At 59.6% G+C, this 16054-nt stretch carries 13 protein-coding genes and 2 pseudogenes; 8 read left to right on the forward strand and 7 right to left on the reverse strand.

Annotation, left to right across the window (positions count from 1 at the left end):
• Together DUT91_RS19320 and DUT91_RS19325 are read right to left on the reverse strand one after the other, a co-directional pair.
• A complete protein-coding gene (locus tag DUT91_RS19320; RefSeq protein WP_114442150.1) occupies nt 1-972 on the reverse strand; it encodes an isoaspartyl peptidase/L-asparaginase family protein in 972 nt (323 codons plus the stop codon).
• Nucleotides 969-1931 carry a MurR/RpiR family transcriptional regulator gene (locus DUT91_RS19325; protein WP_114442151.1) on the reverse strand — a complete coding sequence of 321 codons (963 nt, stop codon included), beginning with the start codon at nt 1929-1931 and terminating at the stop codon, nt 969-971. The genes DUT91_RS19320 and DUT91_RS19325 overlap by 4 nt, the downstream gene beginning before the upstream one ends.
• 280 nt (nt 1932-2211) lie before the next feature.
• Between DUT91_RS19325 and DUT91_RS19330 the strand changes: the two genes are divergently transcribed.
• The 5 genes from DUT91_RS19330 to DUT91_RS19355 all read left to right on the forward strand — a co-directional run bounded on the left by DUT91_RS19330 (nt 2212) and on the right by DUT91_RS19355 (nt 8763).
• Nucleotides 2212-3324: an endonuclease/exonuclease/phosphatase family protein gene (locus tag DUT91_RS19330; RefSeq protein ID WP_114442152.1), complete on the forward strand. Its 1113-nt coding sequence runs from the start codon at nt 2212-2214 to the stop codon at nt 3322-3324.
• Between the two features lie 111 nt (nt 3325-3435).
• Nucleotides 3436-4656, forward strand: coding sequence for a chromate efflux transporter (chrA, locus tag DUT91_RS19335; protein ID WP_114442153.1), 1221 nt, complete (start codon nt 3436-3438; stop codon nt 4654-4656).
• A 331-nt stretch (nt 4657-4987) separates the two neighbouring features.
• On the forward strand, nt 4988-5740 hold the full coding sequence (locus DUT91_RS19345) for a gluconate 2-dehydrogenase subunit 3 family protein (RefSeq protein WP_114442155.1): 753 nt from the start codon (nt 4988-4990) through the stop codon (nt 5738-5740).
• A 3-nt stretch (nt 5741-5743) separates the two neighbouring features.
• Nucleotides 5744-7510, forward strand: coding sequence for a GMC family oxidoreductase (locus DUT91_RS19350; RefSeq protein WP_114442156.1), 1767 nt, complete (start codon nt 5744-5746; stop codon nt 7508-7510).
• A complete protein-coding gene (locus DUT91_RS19355; RefSeq protein ID WP_114442157.1) occupies nt 7507-8763 on the forward strand; it encodes a cytochrome c in 1257 nt (418 codons plus the stop codon). Before DUT91_RS19350 ends, DUT91_RS19355 begins: the two co-directional genes overlap by 4 nt.
• A 10-nt stretch (nt 8764-8773) precedes the next feature.
• Here DUT91_RS19355 and DUT91_RS19360 read toward each other — a convergent pair whose 3' ends face one another.
• On the reverse strand, nt 8774-9673 hold the full coding sequence (locus DUT91_RS19360; protein ID WP_114442158.1) for a LysR family transcriptional regulator: 900 nt from the start codon (nt 9671-9673) through the stop codon (nt 8774-8776).
• Between the two features lie 99 nt (nt 9674-9772).
• On the opposite strand from DUT91_RS19360, the gene DUT91_RS19365 reads away from it, so the two are divergent.
• The gene (locus tag DUT91_RS19365) at nt 9773-10516 is read left to right on the forward strand and encodes an SDR family oxidoreductase (protein ID WP_114442159.1); all 744 of its coding nucleotides are present in this window, start codon (nt 9773-9775) and stop codon (nt 10514-10516) included.
• Nucleotides 10517-10540: 24 nt separating this feature from the next.
• Here the strand turns inward: DUT91_RS19365 and DUT91_RS19370 are convergent, their stop codons facing one another.
• The gene (locus DUT91_RS19370; protein WP_114442160.1) at nt 10541-11977 is read right to left on the reverse strand and encodes an MFS transporter; all 1437 of its coding nucleotides are present in this window, start codon (nt 11975-11977) and stop codon (nt 10541-10543) included.
• 96 nt (nt 11978-12073) lie between these two features.
• On the opposite strand from DUT91_RS19370, the gene DUT91_RS19375 reads away from it, so the two are divergent.
• The gene (locus DUT91_RS19375; protein WP_114442269.1) at nt 12074-12739 is read left to right on the forward strand and encodes a helix-turn-helix transcriptional regulator; all 666 of its coding nucleotides are present in this window, start codon (nt 12074-12076) and stop codon (nt 12737-12739) included.
• A 16-nt stretch (nt 12740-12755) separates the two neighbouring features.
• Here DUT91_RS19375 and DUT91_RS19380 read toward each other — a convergent pair.
• The 3 genes and pseudogenes from DUT91_RS19380 to DUT91_RS27290 all read right to left on the reverse strand — a co-directional run.
• A pseudogene (locus DUT91_RS19380) lies at nt 12756-13738 on the reverse strand (glycerophosphodiester phosphodiesterase family protein).
• A gap of 118 nt (nt 13739-13856) precedes the next feature.
• Nucleotides 13857-14801: a site-specific integrase gene (locus DUT91_RS19385; protein WP_160113676.1), complete on the reverse strand. Its 945-nt coding sequence runs from the start codon at nt 14799-14801 to the stop codon at nt 13857-13859.
• Between the two features lie 638 nt (nt 14802-15439).
• Nucleotides 15440-15683, reverse strand: a pseudogene (locus tag DUT91_RS27290) (type II toxin-antitoxin system HipA family toxin); the annotation flags it as partial.
• A 146-nt stretch (nt 15684-15829) separates the two neighbouring features.
• Here DUT91_RS27290 and DUT91_RS19395 point away from each other — a divergent pair.
• Complete coding sequence (locus DUT91_RS19395; RefSeq protein WP_147272216.1) at nt 15830-16051, forward strand: hypothetical protein; 222 nt, start codon at nt 15830-15832, stop codon at nt 16049-16051.
• Nucleotides 16052-16054: the final 3 nt, after the last annotated feature.

A 16054-nucleotide genomic window follows, 5' to 3' on the forward strand; every position in this document is an offset into this window, starting at 1 on the left:
TCAGGACGAGGAAGCATCGGAAGGATGCCCGAAGATTGCCGTATGAGGGGGCTCACCGACGCGGGCATAGCCGCGATACATCCCCTCGGTGTTGAAGCGCTGCGAAACATTGCCCTTCGCATCAACCGCGATCAGGCCGCCGCTCCCGCCGATGTCAGGCAGTCGCTCCATGACGATCTGACAGGCCGCCTCGTCCAGCGTTGCGCCGGCATAGGCCATGCGTGCGCAAAGATCGTGGCTGGCAACGATGCGAATGAAGGCCTCGCCCGTGCCGGTGCAGGATATCGCCGCCGTGCGGTTGTCGGCGTAGGTTCCGGTGCCGATCATCGCCGAGTCACTGATGCGTCCCGGCTGCTTGTTGGTCATTCCGCCCGTGGAGGTGGCAGCGGCGAGATTGCCGTAGGCATCAAGCGCGACGGCGCCGACCGTGCCGAATTTCCTGTCCTCGTCGAGAGGCGCGCCGCCGTCGTGGTCGAGAACGGTCGTTGCCGTGCCCTGGACACGACGAAGCTGTTCGCGCCGGAACGCGGTGGAAAAGTAGAGGGGCTCCACCATCTCCAATCCCAGTTTGCGAGCGAGCGTTTCCGCTCCGCTGCCCGCCATCAGCACATGTTCGCCCTGGTCGAGGACCGCACGCGCGGCAAGAATCGGGTTGCGGATATGGCTGACGCCTGCGACGGCGCCGGCGCGCAACGTCGCTCCATCCATTATTGCGGCGTCGAGCTCATGGGTGGCGGCACGGGTGAACACGGAACCGTGGCCCGCATTGAAAAGCGGATGATCCTCCAACCGCTGCACTGCGAGGCCGACCACGTCGAGCGCCGCCACGCCATCGCTCAGCGCCTGCTGCGCTTCAGCAAGAATCTCGGCGAGCACCTCATGATACGCTGCTTCCTGCGCCGGCTCGATGGCAGTTCGGGTGAGAGTGCCGGCGCCCCCGTGAATAGCGATAATTGGTTGGATCGGGGTCATTCAGGTTCCTTGCTGGCCAATTTCTTGCGAGATACGGCGGTTTCATCGCGCTCTTTGGAAGCCGGTCCTTCGGCGACGGGGCGTAGCCTGCCGGAGTGGCTGCCGTGCAGCCAGGGAAGCACGGCTTCGGTCAGTTGTTCAGCGGCTTTGACCGATCGCTCAGAGGCATGGGCCACGGCACTGCTGAGCGCCTCGATCATGGCCAGCGCGCTTGCCTCGGAGTTGGCGTAATATTGGCTATCGGCATTGGCATAGAGCGCGATGCTCGACATTGACGCGATAGGAGAATTGGCGCTGTCGGTCAGCGCCAGCAGGCCTATTCCGGCCTCGTGCGCGCGGCTTGCCAGCAGCACCGTATCCGAGAAATAGCGTGGGAAGGCGATCGCAATCACCAGATCGTCGGGTCTCAGCCGGTGAAGGGCCCGCGCTGCATAGGAAGATCCCTCGATGCTTGTGAGCAATTGCACGTTCTCGCAGTAAAGCTCGAGATTGCGCAGGAGCAGACCACCGAGCCAGCTGCTGCTGCCGAAGCCCACGATGAAGACCCGTGACGCGCCGAGAATGGCTTCGACGGCGCGCGCGCATTCCTGCCTATCCAGCCCCTGGCGTGTCCTCTCGATGTTGCCGGCCATGTCGGCGAGCACCGCAGCAAAGACATCGGCCACGCCAGCTGACTGGTCCAGTCTGCTTCGCAGCTTTTCGACCGGCGCCAGGGCGCTCTCGAAGCCCAGCACCAGTGCCGCGCGAAACTGTGCATAGCCCTCGAAGCCGAGAGCGCGGGCAAAGCGGTTGGCCGTGGCAATCGAAACACCGGTCACCGATGCCAGTTCGTCAATGGGCATGGCGGCGACACGCAATGGATGGTCCAGCACATAATCGGCGATCTGCCGATGCGATGGCGACAGCGCGGCATGTGCAATGCGTTGTGCAATGGACGGATTGCCAGGGAGCGTCGCCATCAATGTTTTTGTTCCACCTCGCATACGCCAGTTACGAGCGTATGACCAAAAATTTTCATTTTGCAATTAGTAACGATATTTTTTTATCGTCTGCAACCGAAAATTCACCAGCTGTGCACAGGGAAGCGATGCGGCTATTTCAGGCGGATATGAGCGGGCAATGTTCAGCGGGCCAAGGCCTTTGCCCGTGCGCGGCATCGTACTGCAAATCTTACTCGCTCGACTGTCGCACCGTTGAAATATAACGATGCCACTATCCTTCGCCGCTGAGGAGAAGCGAATGCGACTTGCCGTTTACAATGTGGAAAACCTGTTTGACCGGGCCAAGGTGATGAACCACGGAAGCTGGGAAGACGGGCGTCCCGTTCTCGACCGTTTCGCTGCGCTGAACGGTCTGCTCGGGCAGCTGAGCTATGATGAAAACGACAGGGCTGGAATGGCAAGGCTGATGATCGAACTCGGGCTGGAGAAATCCGACACCGGGCCATTCGTTCTTTTGCGCCGCAATCGCGGTGGCCTGCTCAAGCGGCCGAAGACGGGCGGCATCGAGATTGTCGCCGAAGGTCGCGCCGATTGGGTCGGGTCCCTGGAACTTCGCGACGAGCCGATCAACGAGCATGCCATGCGCAATACCGCGCGGGTCATGAGCGATCTGGATGCCGATGTGCTTGGTGTTGTTGAAGCGGAAAACCGGCCGGTATTGTCGGCATTCAACCGCGAAATCCTGCCGGCGATCGGTGGTACGCCTTTTCGCCATGTGATGGTCATCGATGGCAATGACGAGCGCGGCATTGATGTCGGGCTGATGAGCCGCCAGAATTATCCGATCGGCGCGATGCGCAGCCATGTCGACGATTACCTCCCGAACGGAGAGCCCGTCTTCTCGCGCGATTGCCCCGAATTCGAGATCGTGACGCCCAGGCGCGCGCGTCTCATCGTCATGGTCAATCATCTCAAGAGCAAGGGCTATGGCGGAAAGGCCGCGTCCGACGCAAAGCGCAGGGCGCAGGCGGAGCGGATCGCGCAGATCTATGAAGGCCTCATCCGTGCGGGCGTCGAATATGTCGCCGTCATCGGCGACCTCAATGACACGCCCGGCAGTGATCCCTTGAAGCCGCTGATCGAGGGCACGTCCCTGACTGACGTGTTTGAACATGGTGCCTTCAACGACGGCGGTCATCCGGGCACCTACGGCGCGTGCACCGCCCGCAACAAGATCGACTACATGCTGCTCTCGCCGGCGCTTTACGGCAAGGTTGAGGGCGGCGGGGTTTTCCGGAAAGGGATGTGGCCCGGCGTGCGTCCGAAGAAGTGGGATACGTATGACGAACTGAAGCGCCCGGAAGAGGCGGGTTCGGACCATGCGGCGCTCTGGGTCGATCTCGATATCTGAATGCCGCTCGGCAACAGGTATGCTCGCCTTCCTCGACTAATCAACCCGAGCGACGCTCTTGGCGCTCGCGAGCTCGTCCGATACGTTTTCAACAACAGAAACGATGAAAACATGAATGATACAGCAATGGCGACTGCCGGAGATCGGGGCGACCCGAAAGGGAGCGCGGCTGAGGTCTTCGCGGCTTTCCTCAAGCTCGGCCTGACCTCCTTCGGCGGCCCGATCGCGCATCTCGGCTATTTTCGCGACGAGTTGGTGGTTCGGCGGCGCTGGATAGATGAAAAGGGCTATGCCGATCTGGTTGCGCTCTGCCAGTTCCTGCCGGGCCCGGCATCAAGCCAGGTTGGGTTTGCAATGGGCCTTCTGCGCGGCGGTCCGATGGGTGCCGCCGCTGCGTGGCTCGCCTTCACTTTGCCGTCGGCGATCCTGCTCATGCTGTTCGCCTTCGGTGCTGCGTGGTTCGGCGGCACGATCGGCTCGGGCATTATCCATGGACTCAAAATCGTCGCTGTCGCCATCGTTGCCCAGGTGGTCTGGGGCATGGCGAAAAACCTCTGCCCCGACAAGGAGCGCGCCAGTATCGCCCTGGTCGCGCTCCTCATCGTGGTTCTCGTCGCCGGATCGGTCGGACAGCTCGCGGCCATCATCGCCGGCGGCCTTGCCGGGCTATGGCTATGTCGCGCCCCGGTCGAGGCGATCACCGGTCATATGCGCTTTCCTGTTTCGCGTGCCTGGGGCGCGGCAGCGCTGGCTATTTTTTTCATCCTGCTCATCGGCCTGCCCGCCATCGCGGCCTTCTCGCAAGGCTTGGCGGTCTTCGATGGCTTCTATCGCGCCGGATCGCTGGTGTTCGGCGGCGGCCACGTCGTGTTGCCGCTTCTGGAGACGGAAACCGTGCGCTCCGGCTGGGTATCGCAAAGCCAGTTTCTCGCCGGATATGGTGCTGCTCAGGCGGTGCCCGGGCCGCTGTTCACCTTCGCCGCCTATCTCGGCACCGTGCTTCAACCCGAACCCAATGGCCTGCCCGGCGGCCTCATTGCGCTTGTCGCGATTTTCCTGCCTGGCTTTCTGCTGCTGATCGGCGTCATTCCATTTTGGGACGAATTTCGTGCGCGAACCAGCGCCCAGGCGCTTATGCGTGGCGCCAATGCGGCGGTCGTCGGCATTCTCGGTGCGGCACTTTACAATCCGGTCTGGACCAGCGCCATTGTCGGCCCCTATGAGTTTGCGCTGGCGATAACCTGCTTTGTCTTGCTTATGGCCTGGAAGTTTCCACCATGGATCATTGTGCTTGTCTCTGCGGCGGGCGGAGTATTGATCGCAATGGTGTAGTCAAGGGCGGGGGTGCAAGGTGAAGAAACATTCCTCCTCCATACACCTCGTCTGCTGGCAAGCAGAAAAATCCGGGCTCGGCTTCCAGGGATGATCGTCCGGCGGAATGCGGACAGACGACAGCTGCAATACGCTGTCTATATGATTGATCCTGCTGATAATATTTTCGATCATGGTCGGGATTATCATAAAATCTTTACTGATGCGCAGTGTTCTGCGGTTGAACTTAAATAACTCAAAGTATTTTCACAGCTTTTAGCATGGAGTAGCTTGCAAAGAGTTTCATCTCTCTTGTAACGTCTTCATCAGCCACCTCGAATCGGGGAAGCCGATGAAGAAAATTTCTGGTTCCACTTTGAGCAGGAGGCAATTTCTTGCCTCTACCGTTGTTTCAATCTCCTTTGCCTCGACCCCCGATGCTCTGGCCCGGTCCTTCTCCGGACAACTGCCCTGGAGCCCGTTTGCCGCCGATCCGCCGACACCGGCGCGACCGGGGCCCTGGCTTTTTTTTACACATGATGAAGCGCAGACGATCGAAGCAATCGTCGACCGGCTCATACCCGGAGACGATCTGAGCGTCGGCGGCAAGGCTGCCGGTTGCGCGGTTTTCATTGATCGCCAGCTTGCCGGCTTCTTCGGCAGTTCCGAACGGCTCTATATGAAAGGCCCGTTCGTTCAAGGGCTCCCGCAGCAGGGGCTGCAATCGCCGATCCTTCCGAGCGAGCGGTATCGTGCAGGCATCGCGACACTCGACGATTATTGCAGCAAGACATTCTCCGGCAGGACATTTCCCGCCCTTGCGCCGAAGGAGCAGGACGAGGTGCTGCAGGGTCTGGAGAAAGGCTCCATCGATCTCGGCGATGCCGATGCGAAGACATTTTTCGAACTGGTGCTGCAGAACACGATGGAAGGCTTTTTCGCTGATCCGATCTATGGCGGCAACAAGGACATGGCGAGCTGGAAGATGATCGGCTTTCCCGGTGCGCGATATGACTATCGCGATTTTGTCAACAAGCACAATCAGCGCTATCCGCTCCCGCCGGTCAGCATCATGGGTCGTGACGACTGGGGCGGGAAGGGGTAAGACATGGCCAGGAAACTTCCGCGCAGGGATGTCGTGATCGTTGGTCTTGGCTGGACCGGCTCGATCCTCGCCAATGAATTGACCGACGAGGGGCTGGATGTCGTCGCCATCGAGCGCGGCCCCTGGCGCAACACCGCAACCGACTTCAATGCCGGCTATATGCAGGATGAATTGCGCTATGCGATCAGAAAGGACCTTTTCTTAAGGCCGGCACAGAATACCCTGACTTTTCGCAATAATATCGATCAGGAGGCGCTGCCGGTTCGCGATTTTGGATCCTTCCTGCCGGGCAATGGTGTCGGCGGTGCGGGCGTGCACTGGAACGGGCAGACCTGGCGATTCCTGCCCAGCGATTTTCGCTGTCGCAGCCATCTCGTGGAGCGTTATGGCGCAAAAATCATTCCCGATGAATTGGCGATTCAGGATTGGGGTGTCACCTATGAGGAGATGGAGCCTTATTACGACAAGTTCGAATATCTTGCCGGCACGTCCGGCAAGGCTGGCAACATCAACGGCAAGCTGCAGGAAGGGGGCAATCCGTTCGAGGGATCGCGCGCCCGCGACTATCCGCTGCCACCGCTCGAGATGCCCTATGGACCCATGTTGTTTGCGCAAGGCGCACGCGAGGCGGGTTACCATCCTTTCCCGCAACCGGCATCCAATGCATCGCGCAACTATACCAATCCGCTGGGCATAGAGATGGGCGCTTGCAGCTATTGCGGCTTTTGCGAGCGTTTCGGATGTGCCAATTACAGCAAGGCGAGCCCACAGACGACCATTTTGCCGGTACTGATGCGCAAACCCAATTTCGAGTGCCGCACGAATAGCGAAGTGGTCAGGATCAATCTGGATAGGTTGGGCACACGGGCTACCGGCGTCACCTATGTCGATGCGCAGGGACAGGAATGGGAGCAGCCGGGCGACCTGGTGCTCATCTGCGCCTTCATCCTTTTCAACGTGCACCTGATGCTCGTATCCGGGATCGGCAAGCCCTACGATCCAAAAACAGCGACAGGCGCGGTCGGACGCAATTACGCTTATCAGACCTTTGCCAAAGTGGAGATGTTCTTCGATAACAAGAACTTCAACCCTTTCATCTCAACCGGCGCCATGGGGCAATGCATCGATGATTTCAACGGCGACAATTTCGACCATTCCAGCCTCGGTTTCGTCGGCGGCGCCGGCATCATGTGCGCCGGGACCAATGCTCGCCCCATCTTAATGCGCCCGACGCCGCCGGGAACGCCCCGCTGGGGTTCGACATGGAAGAAGGCCACCGCCGATAATTATCTAAGCAGTCTTTACCTTAACGCCCAGGGCTCAAGCTATGCCACGCGCGGCAATTATCTCGATCTCGATCCTACCTACAAGGATCGCCTGGGCCGGCCGCTCCTGCGCATGACGTTCGATTTTCCCGACAATGACATCCGCATGATCAACTACATGGCCGATAAAGCGGCGGGAATCGGCAAGCACATGAACGCGCGCCAGATTGTGCCGCATTATCAGAAAAAGCCGTACGATGTCGTGCCTTATCAGAGCACCCACAATACCGGTGGTGCGATCATGGGCAGCGATCCGGCAACGAGCGCCGTGAACAAATATCTACAAAGCTGGGATGTGCCAAATGTCTTTGTCGTTGGTGCTTCCGCCTTTCCGCAGAACGCCGGCTATAATCCGAACGACACGGTCTGCGCGCTGGCATTTAAGGCTGCGGACGCTATTCGCACCCGTTATCTGAAGAACGAAGGTCCGCTGGTGCCGGCATGAAACGAAATCTTGCTCTATTCACCGCGCTTTTGCCGCTTACGATGGCGGCTATCTTCAGCGCTACTGCCCCGGTCATGGGGCAGGGGGGGACGGACAGTCAGTCCTTCGAGCAGATCGAGCGCGGCCGCTACCTGGCGACGGCGGGTGATTGCGTCGCCTGCCATACTGCCCCGGGCGGCAAGCCATATGCCGGTGGACTGGCGCTCGAAACACCCTTTGGCAAGCTTCTTGGGGCGAATATCACCCCGGACCGGGAGACCGGCATCGGCAATTGGACCGACGACCAGTTCGTGCAGGCGATGCAGCAAGGCATTGCACCGCGCGGCCATCTTTATCCGGCGATGCCCTATCCGGCCTTCACCAAGGTGAGCCGCTCGGATATTCTCGCCATTCGTGCCTATTTGAACACGCTTGAGCCGGTGAACAATCCGATCGAGACAAATCTGCTTCCTTTCCCGTTCAACATCCGCTCGAGCATGCTGGCGTGGAACGCGCTTAATTTCACGCCAGGTGAATTCAAGCCCGATTCGGACAAATCGGCCGAATGGAACCGCGGCGCCTATCTTGTGGAGGGGCTCGGCCATTGCGGCACCTGCCACTCGCCCAAGACGATCCTCGGCAGTGCCAGGAGCGGCGATGCCCTGGAGGGATCGGTGCTGCAGAACTGGTTTGCTCCTAATATCACCAATACGATGCACAAAGGCCTGGGTGGCTGGTCGCAGGCAGATATCGTCCAGTACCTGAAAACAGGCGCGAACCAGTTCACCATTGCATCGGGACCGATGGCGGAAGCCATTACAAATTCGACCTCGAAACTTTCCGACCCTGATCTGCACGCGATCGCTACCTATCTCAAGAACATGCCGTCGGATGGCAATGCCGCTCCCGTGCCTGTTGTGGGGAGCGACAAGCGGATGATCGCCGGCCAGGCGATTTACCGGGACACGTGCAATGCCTGCCATCGGGATTCGGGCGCGGGCATTCCCCGCCTTTTTCCCACGCTTGCGGGCAGCGCAGTGGTTCAGTCGGATGATCCGACGACACTCATCCGCGTCGTACTGCAGGGTTCGCAGGGTGTGGCCACGGCGGCGGCCCCGACTGCGCCCGCCATGCCTTCCTTCGCATGGCGCCTGAGCGACGAAGAGGTGGCGTCGCTTCTCACCTATGTGCGCAACAACTGGGGCAATGCGGCGGCACCCGTTACGGCGGCGGATGTCAAGGCGCTTCGCCAAAGCCTGACGAACACCGATTGAGGTCCAGGTGCTAAAGAGATGAAGATGGGAACAATCCCGCGGTCCAGTCGATGAAGACGCGCAGACGCGGCGAAAGCTGTTTGCTGCGGGGATAAAGCAGCGATACGGGGGTCGGGGATGGCGGATAATCCTCCAGCAGGGGAAGCAGTTCTCCCGATGCGAAATAGCTTTCAAGACGATAGCGCGGCGCCTGGATGAGACCGAGGCCGGCCAGGGCCGCGGCCGTATAGGTCTCCGCGCCCGTGACGGTCATTGGAGCTGAAAGCATGATCTTGCGCAGCGATCCGCCAGCTGAAAATTCCAGGGGCAGGATCGCACCAGTCGCGGAGGAACGGAAGGCCACCATGCGATGACCGTTTCGCTCAAGATCGTCGATACGGACGGGTATTCCGTATCGTTCGCAATAGGACGGCGAAGCGCATGTGACTTCCGCAAGCATCGCCAGCCGCCTGGCTATCATGTCGCTGTCCTGCAACTCGCCGACGCGCAGCACACAATCCACACCTTCCCGCACCAGATCGATGAAGCGGTCCCCTTCGCTGATATGCAGTTCGATCTCGGGATAGCGGGAGAGGAATTCAGGCAGGCGGGGCACGACAAAATGCCGGGCAAGCGTTCCCTGGACGTCGATGCAGAGAAGCCCCGTGGGCTTTACCGTGGCGAATGCGCTTTCCGCGTCTTCCATATCGGCGATCAGTTGCAGGCAGCGCCGGTAATAGGCTTCGCCATCAAGGGTCGGGCTGACATGTCGTGTGGTACGCTGGAGCAGCCGAACGCCAAGCCTCGCCTCCATCCGCTTGATCGCATCCGTCACTGTCGTTCTTGGCAGCCCGAGGTCTTCGGCCGCGAGCGTAAAGCTGCGACGTTCCACAATTCTTGTGAAGACGCGCATGGCGTCGTAGCGATCCATTAGACGAAAATCCGAATAGTCATGTCGGTTTTTAGCTGATTATTCTATCCTTGTGGAGGCTTATTTTCCTTCTATCGAGTTTCAGCGCAGGAGAAGGCAATGAGCAACAATGCGGAAAACAAGGTCGCCATCGTGACTGGTGCATCGCGCGGCATCGGAGCCGGGATAGCCGAGGGACTGGCGAAGGACGGCTTCATGGTCGTCATCAATTATGCCGGTAGCCACCGGGAAGCCGAGGCGCTCGCAGCAAAGATCGAGACCGGCGGGGGGCGGGCCGTCACGGCGCAGGCCGATATCAGCGATCCGGCAGCTGTCATACGCATGTTCGACGCTGCGGAGACAGCGTTTGGCGGCGTCGATGTTCTCGTCAACAATGCCGGTGTGATGACGCTCAGGCCGATCGCCGAAAGCGATGACGCGCTCTTCGACCGCCAGATCGCCATAAATCTGAAGGGCAGCTTCAACGGCATGCGCGAGGCCGCGCGGCGGCTGCGCGATGGCGGGCGCATCATCAATTTCTCGACCAGCGTCGTCGGCTTGCGGCTTGAGAACTATGGGGTCTATGCGGCCACCAAGGCAGCGGTGGAGGCGATGACCGCCATTCTCGCCAAGGAGATGCGCGGCCGCTCTATCACCGTCAATGCGGTAGCGCCGGGACCGACCACCACGGCTCTCTTCCTCGACGGCAAATCGCCGGAACTGATCGAACGCATGGCGAAGATGAACCCGCTGGAACGCCTCGCCACGCCTGACGATATCGCGGCTGTCGTGTCTTTCCTCGTCGGGCCGGATGGCGGCTGGATCAACGGTCAGGTGTTGCGCGCCAATGGCGGCATGATCTGACACCGGAACCCTCCATGGACGGTATCAAGGCATCTGTGCTTCCTGCCGGACCCCCAGAAGGGTTTTCTTGCGCAGCGGCAGTGCATAGCCGGCAATCATGGCGCCGATTCCGATGATGGTTGAAACGGCGAAGATTGTCATTGTGGCGCTCCGCAGGTCATCCGGGTTCGTGGCGAGCGGATATCCCGCCACGTTGGCGGCCAGCCCGGCAAGAGCGGCGCCTATCGCATAACCCGCCGATTGCAGGGTGGGCAGCAGCGCCGAAGCGCGATCGCGTTCTCCGTCGCGGGCGGATTCCATGACGGTCTGGCTCAGGAAGCCCCAGCTGACGCCAAAGCCGGTGCCGATGAGGATCTGACCGGCCATCACGACGAATGCCGCATCGAGGGAGAAGCCGAGAACAAGGATGGCCAGCCCACTGACCAGCAATGTGGGACCAAGGCGTATCATCCATGAGCGGTGCCGGGGATCCCCGATATTGGCCACGAGAATTGCACAAAGACTCCACGCGATGGCGAATGTGGCGCTGAACGCGCCGGCCTTCGTAGGCCCATAGCCCCACAAATTCTGCAGAGTCAGCACCAGATAAACCGAGGTGGAAGATTGGGCGACGGGCATGAGCAATACGATCCAAAGGCCGATGCCGACGGTGGAATTGAGAGCGAACGCATCCGATGGGAACAAAGGCGTCGCGCTTCGCCGGTCGATCACGACGACGGACGCCAGAACGATCGCAGCACCCAGGACAAAAAGCACTTCGAGCGACACTGCCTGCATGATGCTGGCAAGCGCCACGAACATGATGCCGGTGCCGATAGCCACAAGCCGCATGAAAGGCACCGTCAGGCGATCCGTCTCACCCGAAAATCTGGGAACGATGCGAAACACCAGGGCGATGAATATCAGTCCCAGGGGGACATTGACGAGAAAGGCTGCGCGCCAGGACACATGCTCCGTCAACATACCTGATACCAGCGGGCCGCCAAAGGCAGCAAGCGCCCAGACGACAGCCTCCGCGCCGAACACCTTGGCGACAAGTCGGGAGGGGAACAGTTCCGGTATCAAGGCATAGCAAATGGCCGCAATGACCCCTTCGCCCAGGCCTTGCAGCGCTCTGCCGATGAGGACTTCGGTCATCGAAGAGGCAAAGGCCGCAATCAGTGTGCCGGCAAGGAAGACAAGCGCTGACGCGACGAGAGCCATGCGCGCGCCGAACCGCGCCTTCAGAAGCGCCGCGCTTGCGCCGCCGATGATCGAAAGAACGAGATAAAGGGTGAAAGCCCATGAGATGAGTTCGAGCCCGCCGATTTCACCAACGGCAGTTGGCAGGGATGTCGAGACCAGAAAACCATTGAACGCGAACAGCGCTACGCCGAGGCATAGCGTCGTCGTGGCGGTCGAATAGTCGGCAGTCAAAAGTTCGGACCAGCTTGCGCCGCGGCTGTCTAAAGGGGCGGTCATGGGGCACCTCATTAAATAAGTGATATGTTTTTATATCTGCCCTATAAAACAAGCAATAGGTATTTTAATTTTTCGATTTTGCGCTATAACGCCATTATGCAGGATCGAACGACCAATCGCATGCTCTATTTCCTGAAGGTTGCGGGACCTCAGACCGCGGCTTCGCTGGGACAGCGTCTCAATGTGACCCCCGTGGCGGTACGGCAGATGCTGGGCCGGTTGCACGAGGCCGGTCTCGTCGACTTCGAGGATTCGCGGGAGAGTGTCGGACGTCCGAAGCGCTTCTGGCATTTGACCGAAGCCGGCAACAGCCAGTTTCCTGACAGTCATGCGGCTTTGACAACCGACATATTGGCATCGGTGTCGGCACTATTCGGCAATGAGGGACTGGAACGCCTGATTTCGCATCGCGCGCAGGCCACGCTCGATCATTACCGGGCGGCGCTTGAATCCCTTGAAACGGTGGAAGCCAGGGTGGCGGAGCTTGCCAGAATACGATCTGTCGAAGGATATATGGCGACGAGCGAGCGTGATGCCGATGGCAACTTCATCCTGATCGAGAATCACTGCCCTATCTGCGTTGCCGCCAGTTCTTGCCAGACACTGTGCCGTTCAGAACTTGAAGTCTTTCAAGCCGCACTTGGACCAGACGTCGAGGTGGACCGATTGGAACACCTTCTCAAGGGCGCAAGACGCTGTGCCTATAGGATCAGGCCAATGAAGCATCAGGGCTCCTGGCATGCAATGGAATCCATAATCTGATCTCCCGGCAAAGACGCTACTGATTTTTCCGCCTCAAGGCACCTGCAGCCGTTTCGATTTCGTTGGTCCATATCCCTCCCGAATAGCCCGCAGGAATTCGCCTGAAGTCTTCCGGCGTGTCGATGCCCGTGGAGAATTCACCTCCGCCATATGGGCCAAGAACAAAAACCTCACTGCCAGCGGTTTCCATGCGGTTGAGGAAACGGTTAGGCCAGCCCCAGAGCCAGGGGGCGATGTTTATCGGGACGAGAACAACCATGTTGCGGCAGGCCCGGGGCACAATGCCGGTCCAACCATAGACGATGTAGGGAATGAGACATGCCTTGAGAGATCCGCGTGACATGGTCTTGACCTGCGGCAACTGGCTTTTGAGCCTGGCTATCGGCTCGTCGCCACCATAGACCATCAGCCGCGCGCGGTGTTCTGCCGGAAGAGTGTCGAGTGTAGCGGCGAGCAATGCGCCTTCATCGGCATCACGGCTTTTCATATTAATGAGGAAGCGCCGGTGGGGAAACGTGCTCAGCACTTCATCAAGCGAGGGCATCATTGCGACGCCCTTGCCACGGAAAGGAAAGGTTTTGCCGCCATCAGCCGTATATCCATAGCCGATATCCAGCTTTCTGAGATCGGCCATCGTGTGCTCACGCGTGATACCCTCGCCATTGGTGCGGCAATCGACCGTCCAGTCATGAAAGACTGCAAATTCACCATCGATTGTCGGGTGGACGTCGATCTCGACGATATCGGCGCCTGCTGCAATGCTCGCACGCATTGGGGGGATGGTATTTTCCAGGAATTCATGTGTCGGCGGCAAAATGCTTCCGCCGAGCAGGTATTATTTTGGAGATTGGTCGTGTCGAAGCGCTGGGCAATGCCGCGATGCGCCAGCAGTGTGGGCGCATTGCCCGATCTGGAAACCAGAAGACTCGTGTTGTTGAGATAGATGAAGGCGACGAGCAGGAATATGAAGATGAGGAAAGGGCGCCAGATTCTTCGCATGGTTTGATTGCTTTGCGTGCTGATGAGAGGGGTTCCCGGATCTGCGCTGAGTATGGCGACACCACGGACGAACGACAATGCGCTCAGGCAGGGGTGATTTCCCGGCGAAAAGTGGGAGCTACGGGGCGGTTTTTAAAAGGCCGGTTGTCCTGGCAGGCTTGATACGGCCGCGCCCGCGCAGCGATTGGCCGGCGAATTTGGCCGCACGCGCATCTTCCGCAAGATCTCCGCGAATGCCGGCGGCAAGCGCAGTCTGCTTGACCAGTCGGGCGATATGACGGTCGTTGAGCCGTTCGGATCCGACTGTCTTGCCATCACGCAGGATGCGGCGAAACAGTGGTCCACGCGAAATCCTTGAAAAGCGTATCCAACTCTCCAGCGCTGCGACCGGGCAGAAGCGTTGGGAAGAGCCGCGCGAAATTTCAACCGTGCGCCCGCGCGTCTGACCGCCAAGCGTCACCCGCATGGCCTTATCCTCAATGCTGACCCAGCCTGTTCCGTCCTTGCTATCACCTTGGCGAATGTCGAGGCCGGTGATCTCGGAGCGGCGCAGACCGCCGGCAAAGGCGATCAGCAGAATGGCTCGGTCGCGCAGGCCCCGCAAATCGTGGCCAAGGGTACCGAGCATGGCGAGAAGATCTTCGGTTCCCACCGTTTCCTTGGCAGCCGGCGGGCGGGCATGGCGGCGGATGCCGGCGATAATATCGGCGATATGGCTGTCGTTACGATCAAGGCCGAAGCCGCGCTGCGCGAAATTCCAGGCCAATCCCGCCAGCCGGCGCTCAATGGTGGAAACCGATAGCGCCGGAGCACCTTCGTCAGGCGTGGCCTGAGCCATGAGATAAAGGCCTATTTGCTCGATGTCCGGCGGCAGCGACTCCAGCCCGCGACGCCGGCACCAAGCCGCATAATGGCGCCAGTCGCTGATATAGGCAGCGTGGGTCTTGGCAGCGTGGCCGGCGTCGCCGCTACGTTCCGGTTTGGGGATCTGACCCATCGCCATCACGGTGGCGACGATGTCCGGCAGATCGCCATCCCGCTGCTGGGATATGGATCCGACCAATGACGGGCGTGGAGGAGAATCCGGCGTCCGGGGCGAAATATCTTTCCGGCGGGAAGGATCATCTGAGAGCATAACACGAGACTTAGCAATTGATGTCCGATAAGGCAAGGTCACCGGACGTAAAAGCATGGCGACAGGCGAGGCGGTTTTCAGCAGAAATAGCCGGGACAAGCGCCGTTGCTGGTTGCCGACCTGAAGCGATCCACAGCGCGCGTCGCCACGGGCCAAATGCGGGCGTCCGGCAGGATAGGACACCGCCGGCATCGCCGATGTTGTTTGGGCACGCGTCGTGCTTCCATAGCGGATATGGGCCGGTGCCTGTCGGGTAATTTGGGCGGATGGGATCCGGGAGGGGGCTTTCGGTCGAACCCGACCAGCCGCCGCCCAACCCCATTCCTATGAGAACTTGCTCGCGTCAGCAAAGGCAATCAGGCTGCTCAGGCCTCTATTCCCAAACGACGATGGCTTCCACCTTGATGAGCTTGTCAGCACGCCACGTCATCTGTCGTAACACCCCGGTGGTTTCTTTACTCGCGATCTGCGATCACGACGCGGCCCGTAAGATTTTTCGCACCTTCCGCGAGATCTCGTCGAGCGTTGCCATAACCCGGTTCACCTGTAACAGGGTGGTGGTCAGCTCCGCTCGCGATCAGTGTGTCGCGTGCGGCGCGGAAAAGAGTCTCGTAGAACCTTGTGATTGTCCAACCCGTCAATGCTGTACGCATTCAGGAACTGCCTTGCGGCAAACAGTTTGCGGTCGACGGGCTTAGCTCTGCTTCATCGCAGACCGCTTGCAAGTTATTGGCGATGGTTGTGATCTGGCCTTCGATCAAGCGTGGTGGCTTCCGCTTCTTTCAAATGATAGTCCGGTGCGGCCGCCAGGCATGGGAAGCGCAGGGCTGTCAAGCACGTGTTCATTTGTTTGTACGCGCGAGCGGTTTGCGTACAGAATTTTCAACATAATTGGGGTGATGTGGGGCTTATACGCGAGTGCGTATAGGTGAAATAAGTCGGGGAAACGAACTGAGTTGGCGATGGAAACCTATGAGGAAGAGCGGATCGCGGCGCTGGACGGGCGGCGAAGGGACGAAGCGAACGGCGGGCCGGATAGGCCGTCTCTGGAAGAGCGGTTCGGGCCGGAATCGTTCGGCTGTCACGAAGCCATGCATGTGACGCAGCTGGTGGTGGATTTGAGCCAACTGGTGCAACACAGCGCGGTGCTTTTGAATCCGGTCTGGCATCGCCGCTAAGAG

The organism is Paramesorhizobium salinisoli, from assembly GCF_003335045.1.
In the GTDB taxonomy this organism is placed as follows: domain Bacteria; phylum Pseudomonadota; class Alphaproteobacteria; order Rhizobiales; family Rhizobiaceae; genus Paramesorhizobium; species Paramesorhizobium salinisoli.

Excerpts from the sequence above, each read along its gene's own strand:
- DUT91_RS19320 (WP_114442150.1), bottom strand. The coding sequence starts at position 972 with ATGACCCCGATCCAACCAATTATCGCTATTCACGGGGGCGCCGGCACT.
- DUT91_RS19325 (WP_114442151.1), bottom strand. The coding sequence starts at position 1,931 with ATGGCGACGCTCCCTGGCAATCCGTCCATTGCACAACGCATTGCACAT.
- DUT91_RS19330 (WP_114442152.1), top strand. The coding sequence starts at position 2,212 with ATGCGACTTGCCGTTTACAATGTGGAAAACCTGTTTGACCGGGCCAAG.
- chrA (WP_114442153.1), top strand. The coding sequence starts at position 3,436 with ATGAATGATACAGCAATGGCGACTGCCGGAGATCGGGGCGACCCGAAA.
- DUT91_RS19345 (WP_114442155.1), top strand. The coding sequence starts at position 4,988 with ATGAAGAAAATTTCTGGTTCCACTTTGAGCAGGAGGCAATTTCTTGCC.
- DUT91_RS19350 (WP_114442156.1), top strand. The coding sequence starts at position 5,744 with ATGGCCAGGAAACTTCCGCGCAGGGATGTCGTGATCGTTGGTCTTGGC.
- DUT91_RS19355 (WP_114442157.1), top strand. The coding sequence starts at position 7,507 with ATGAAACGAAATCTTGCTCTATTCACCGCGCTTTTGCCGCTTACGATG.
- DUT91_RS19360 (WP_114442158.1), bottom strand. The coding sequence starts at position 9,673 with ATGGATCGCTACGACGCCATGCGCGTCTTCACAAGAATTGTGGAACGT.
- DUT91_RS19365 (WP_114442159.1), top strand. The coding sequence starts at position 9,773 with ATGAGCAACAATGCGGAAAACAAGGTCGCCATCGTGACTGGTGCATCG.
- DUT91_RS19370 (WP_114442160.1), bottom strand. The coding sequence starts at position 11,977 with ATGACCGCCCCTTTAGACAGCCGCGGCGCAAGCTGGTCCGAACTTTTG.
- DUT91_RS19375 (WP_114442269.1), top strand. The coding sequence starts at position 12,074 with ATGCAGGATCGAACGACCAATCGCATGCTCTATTTCCTGAAGGTTGCG.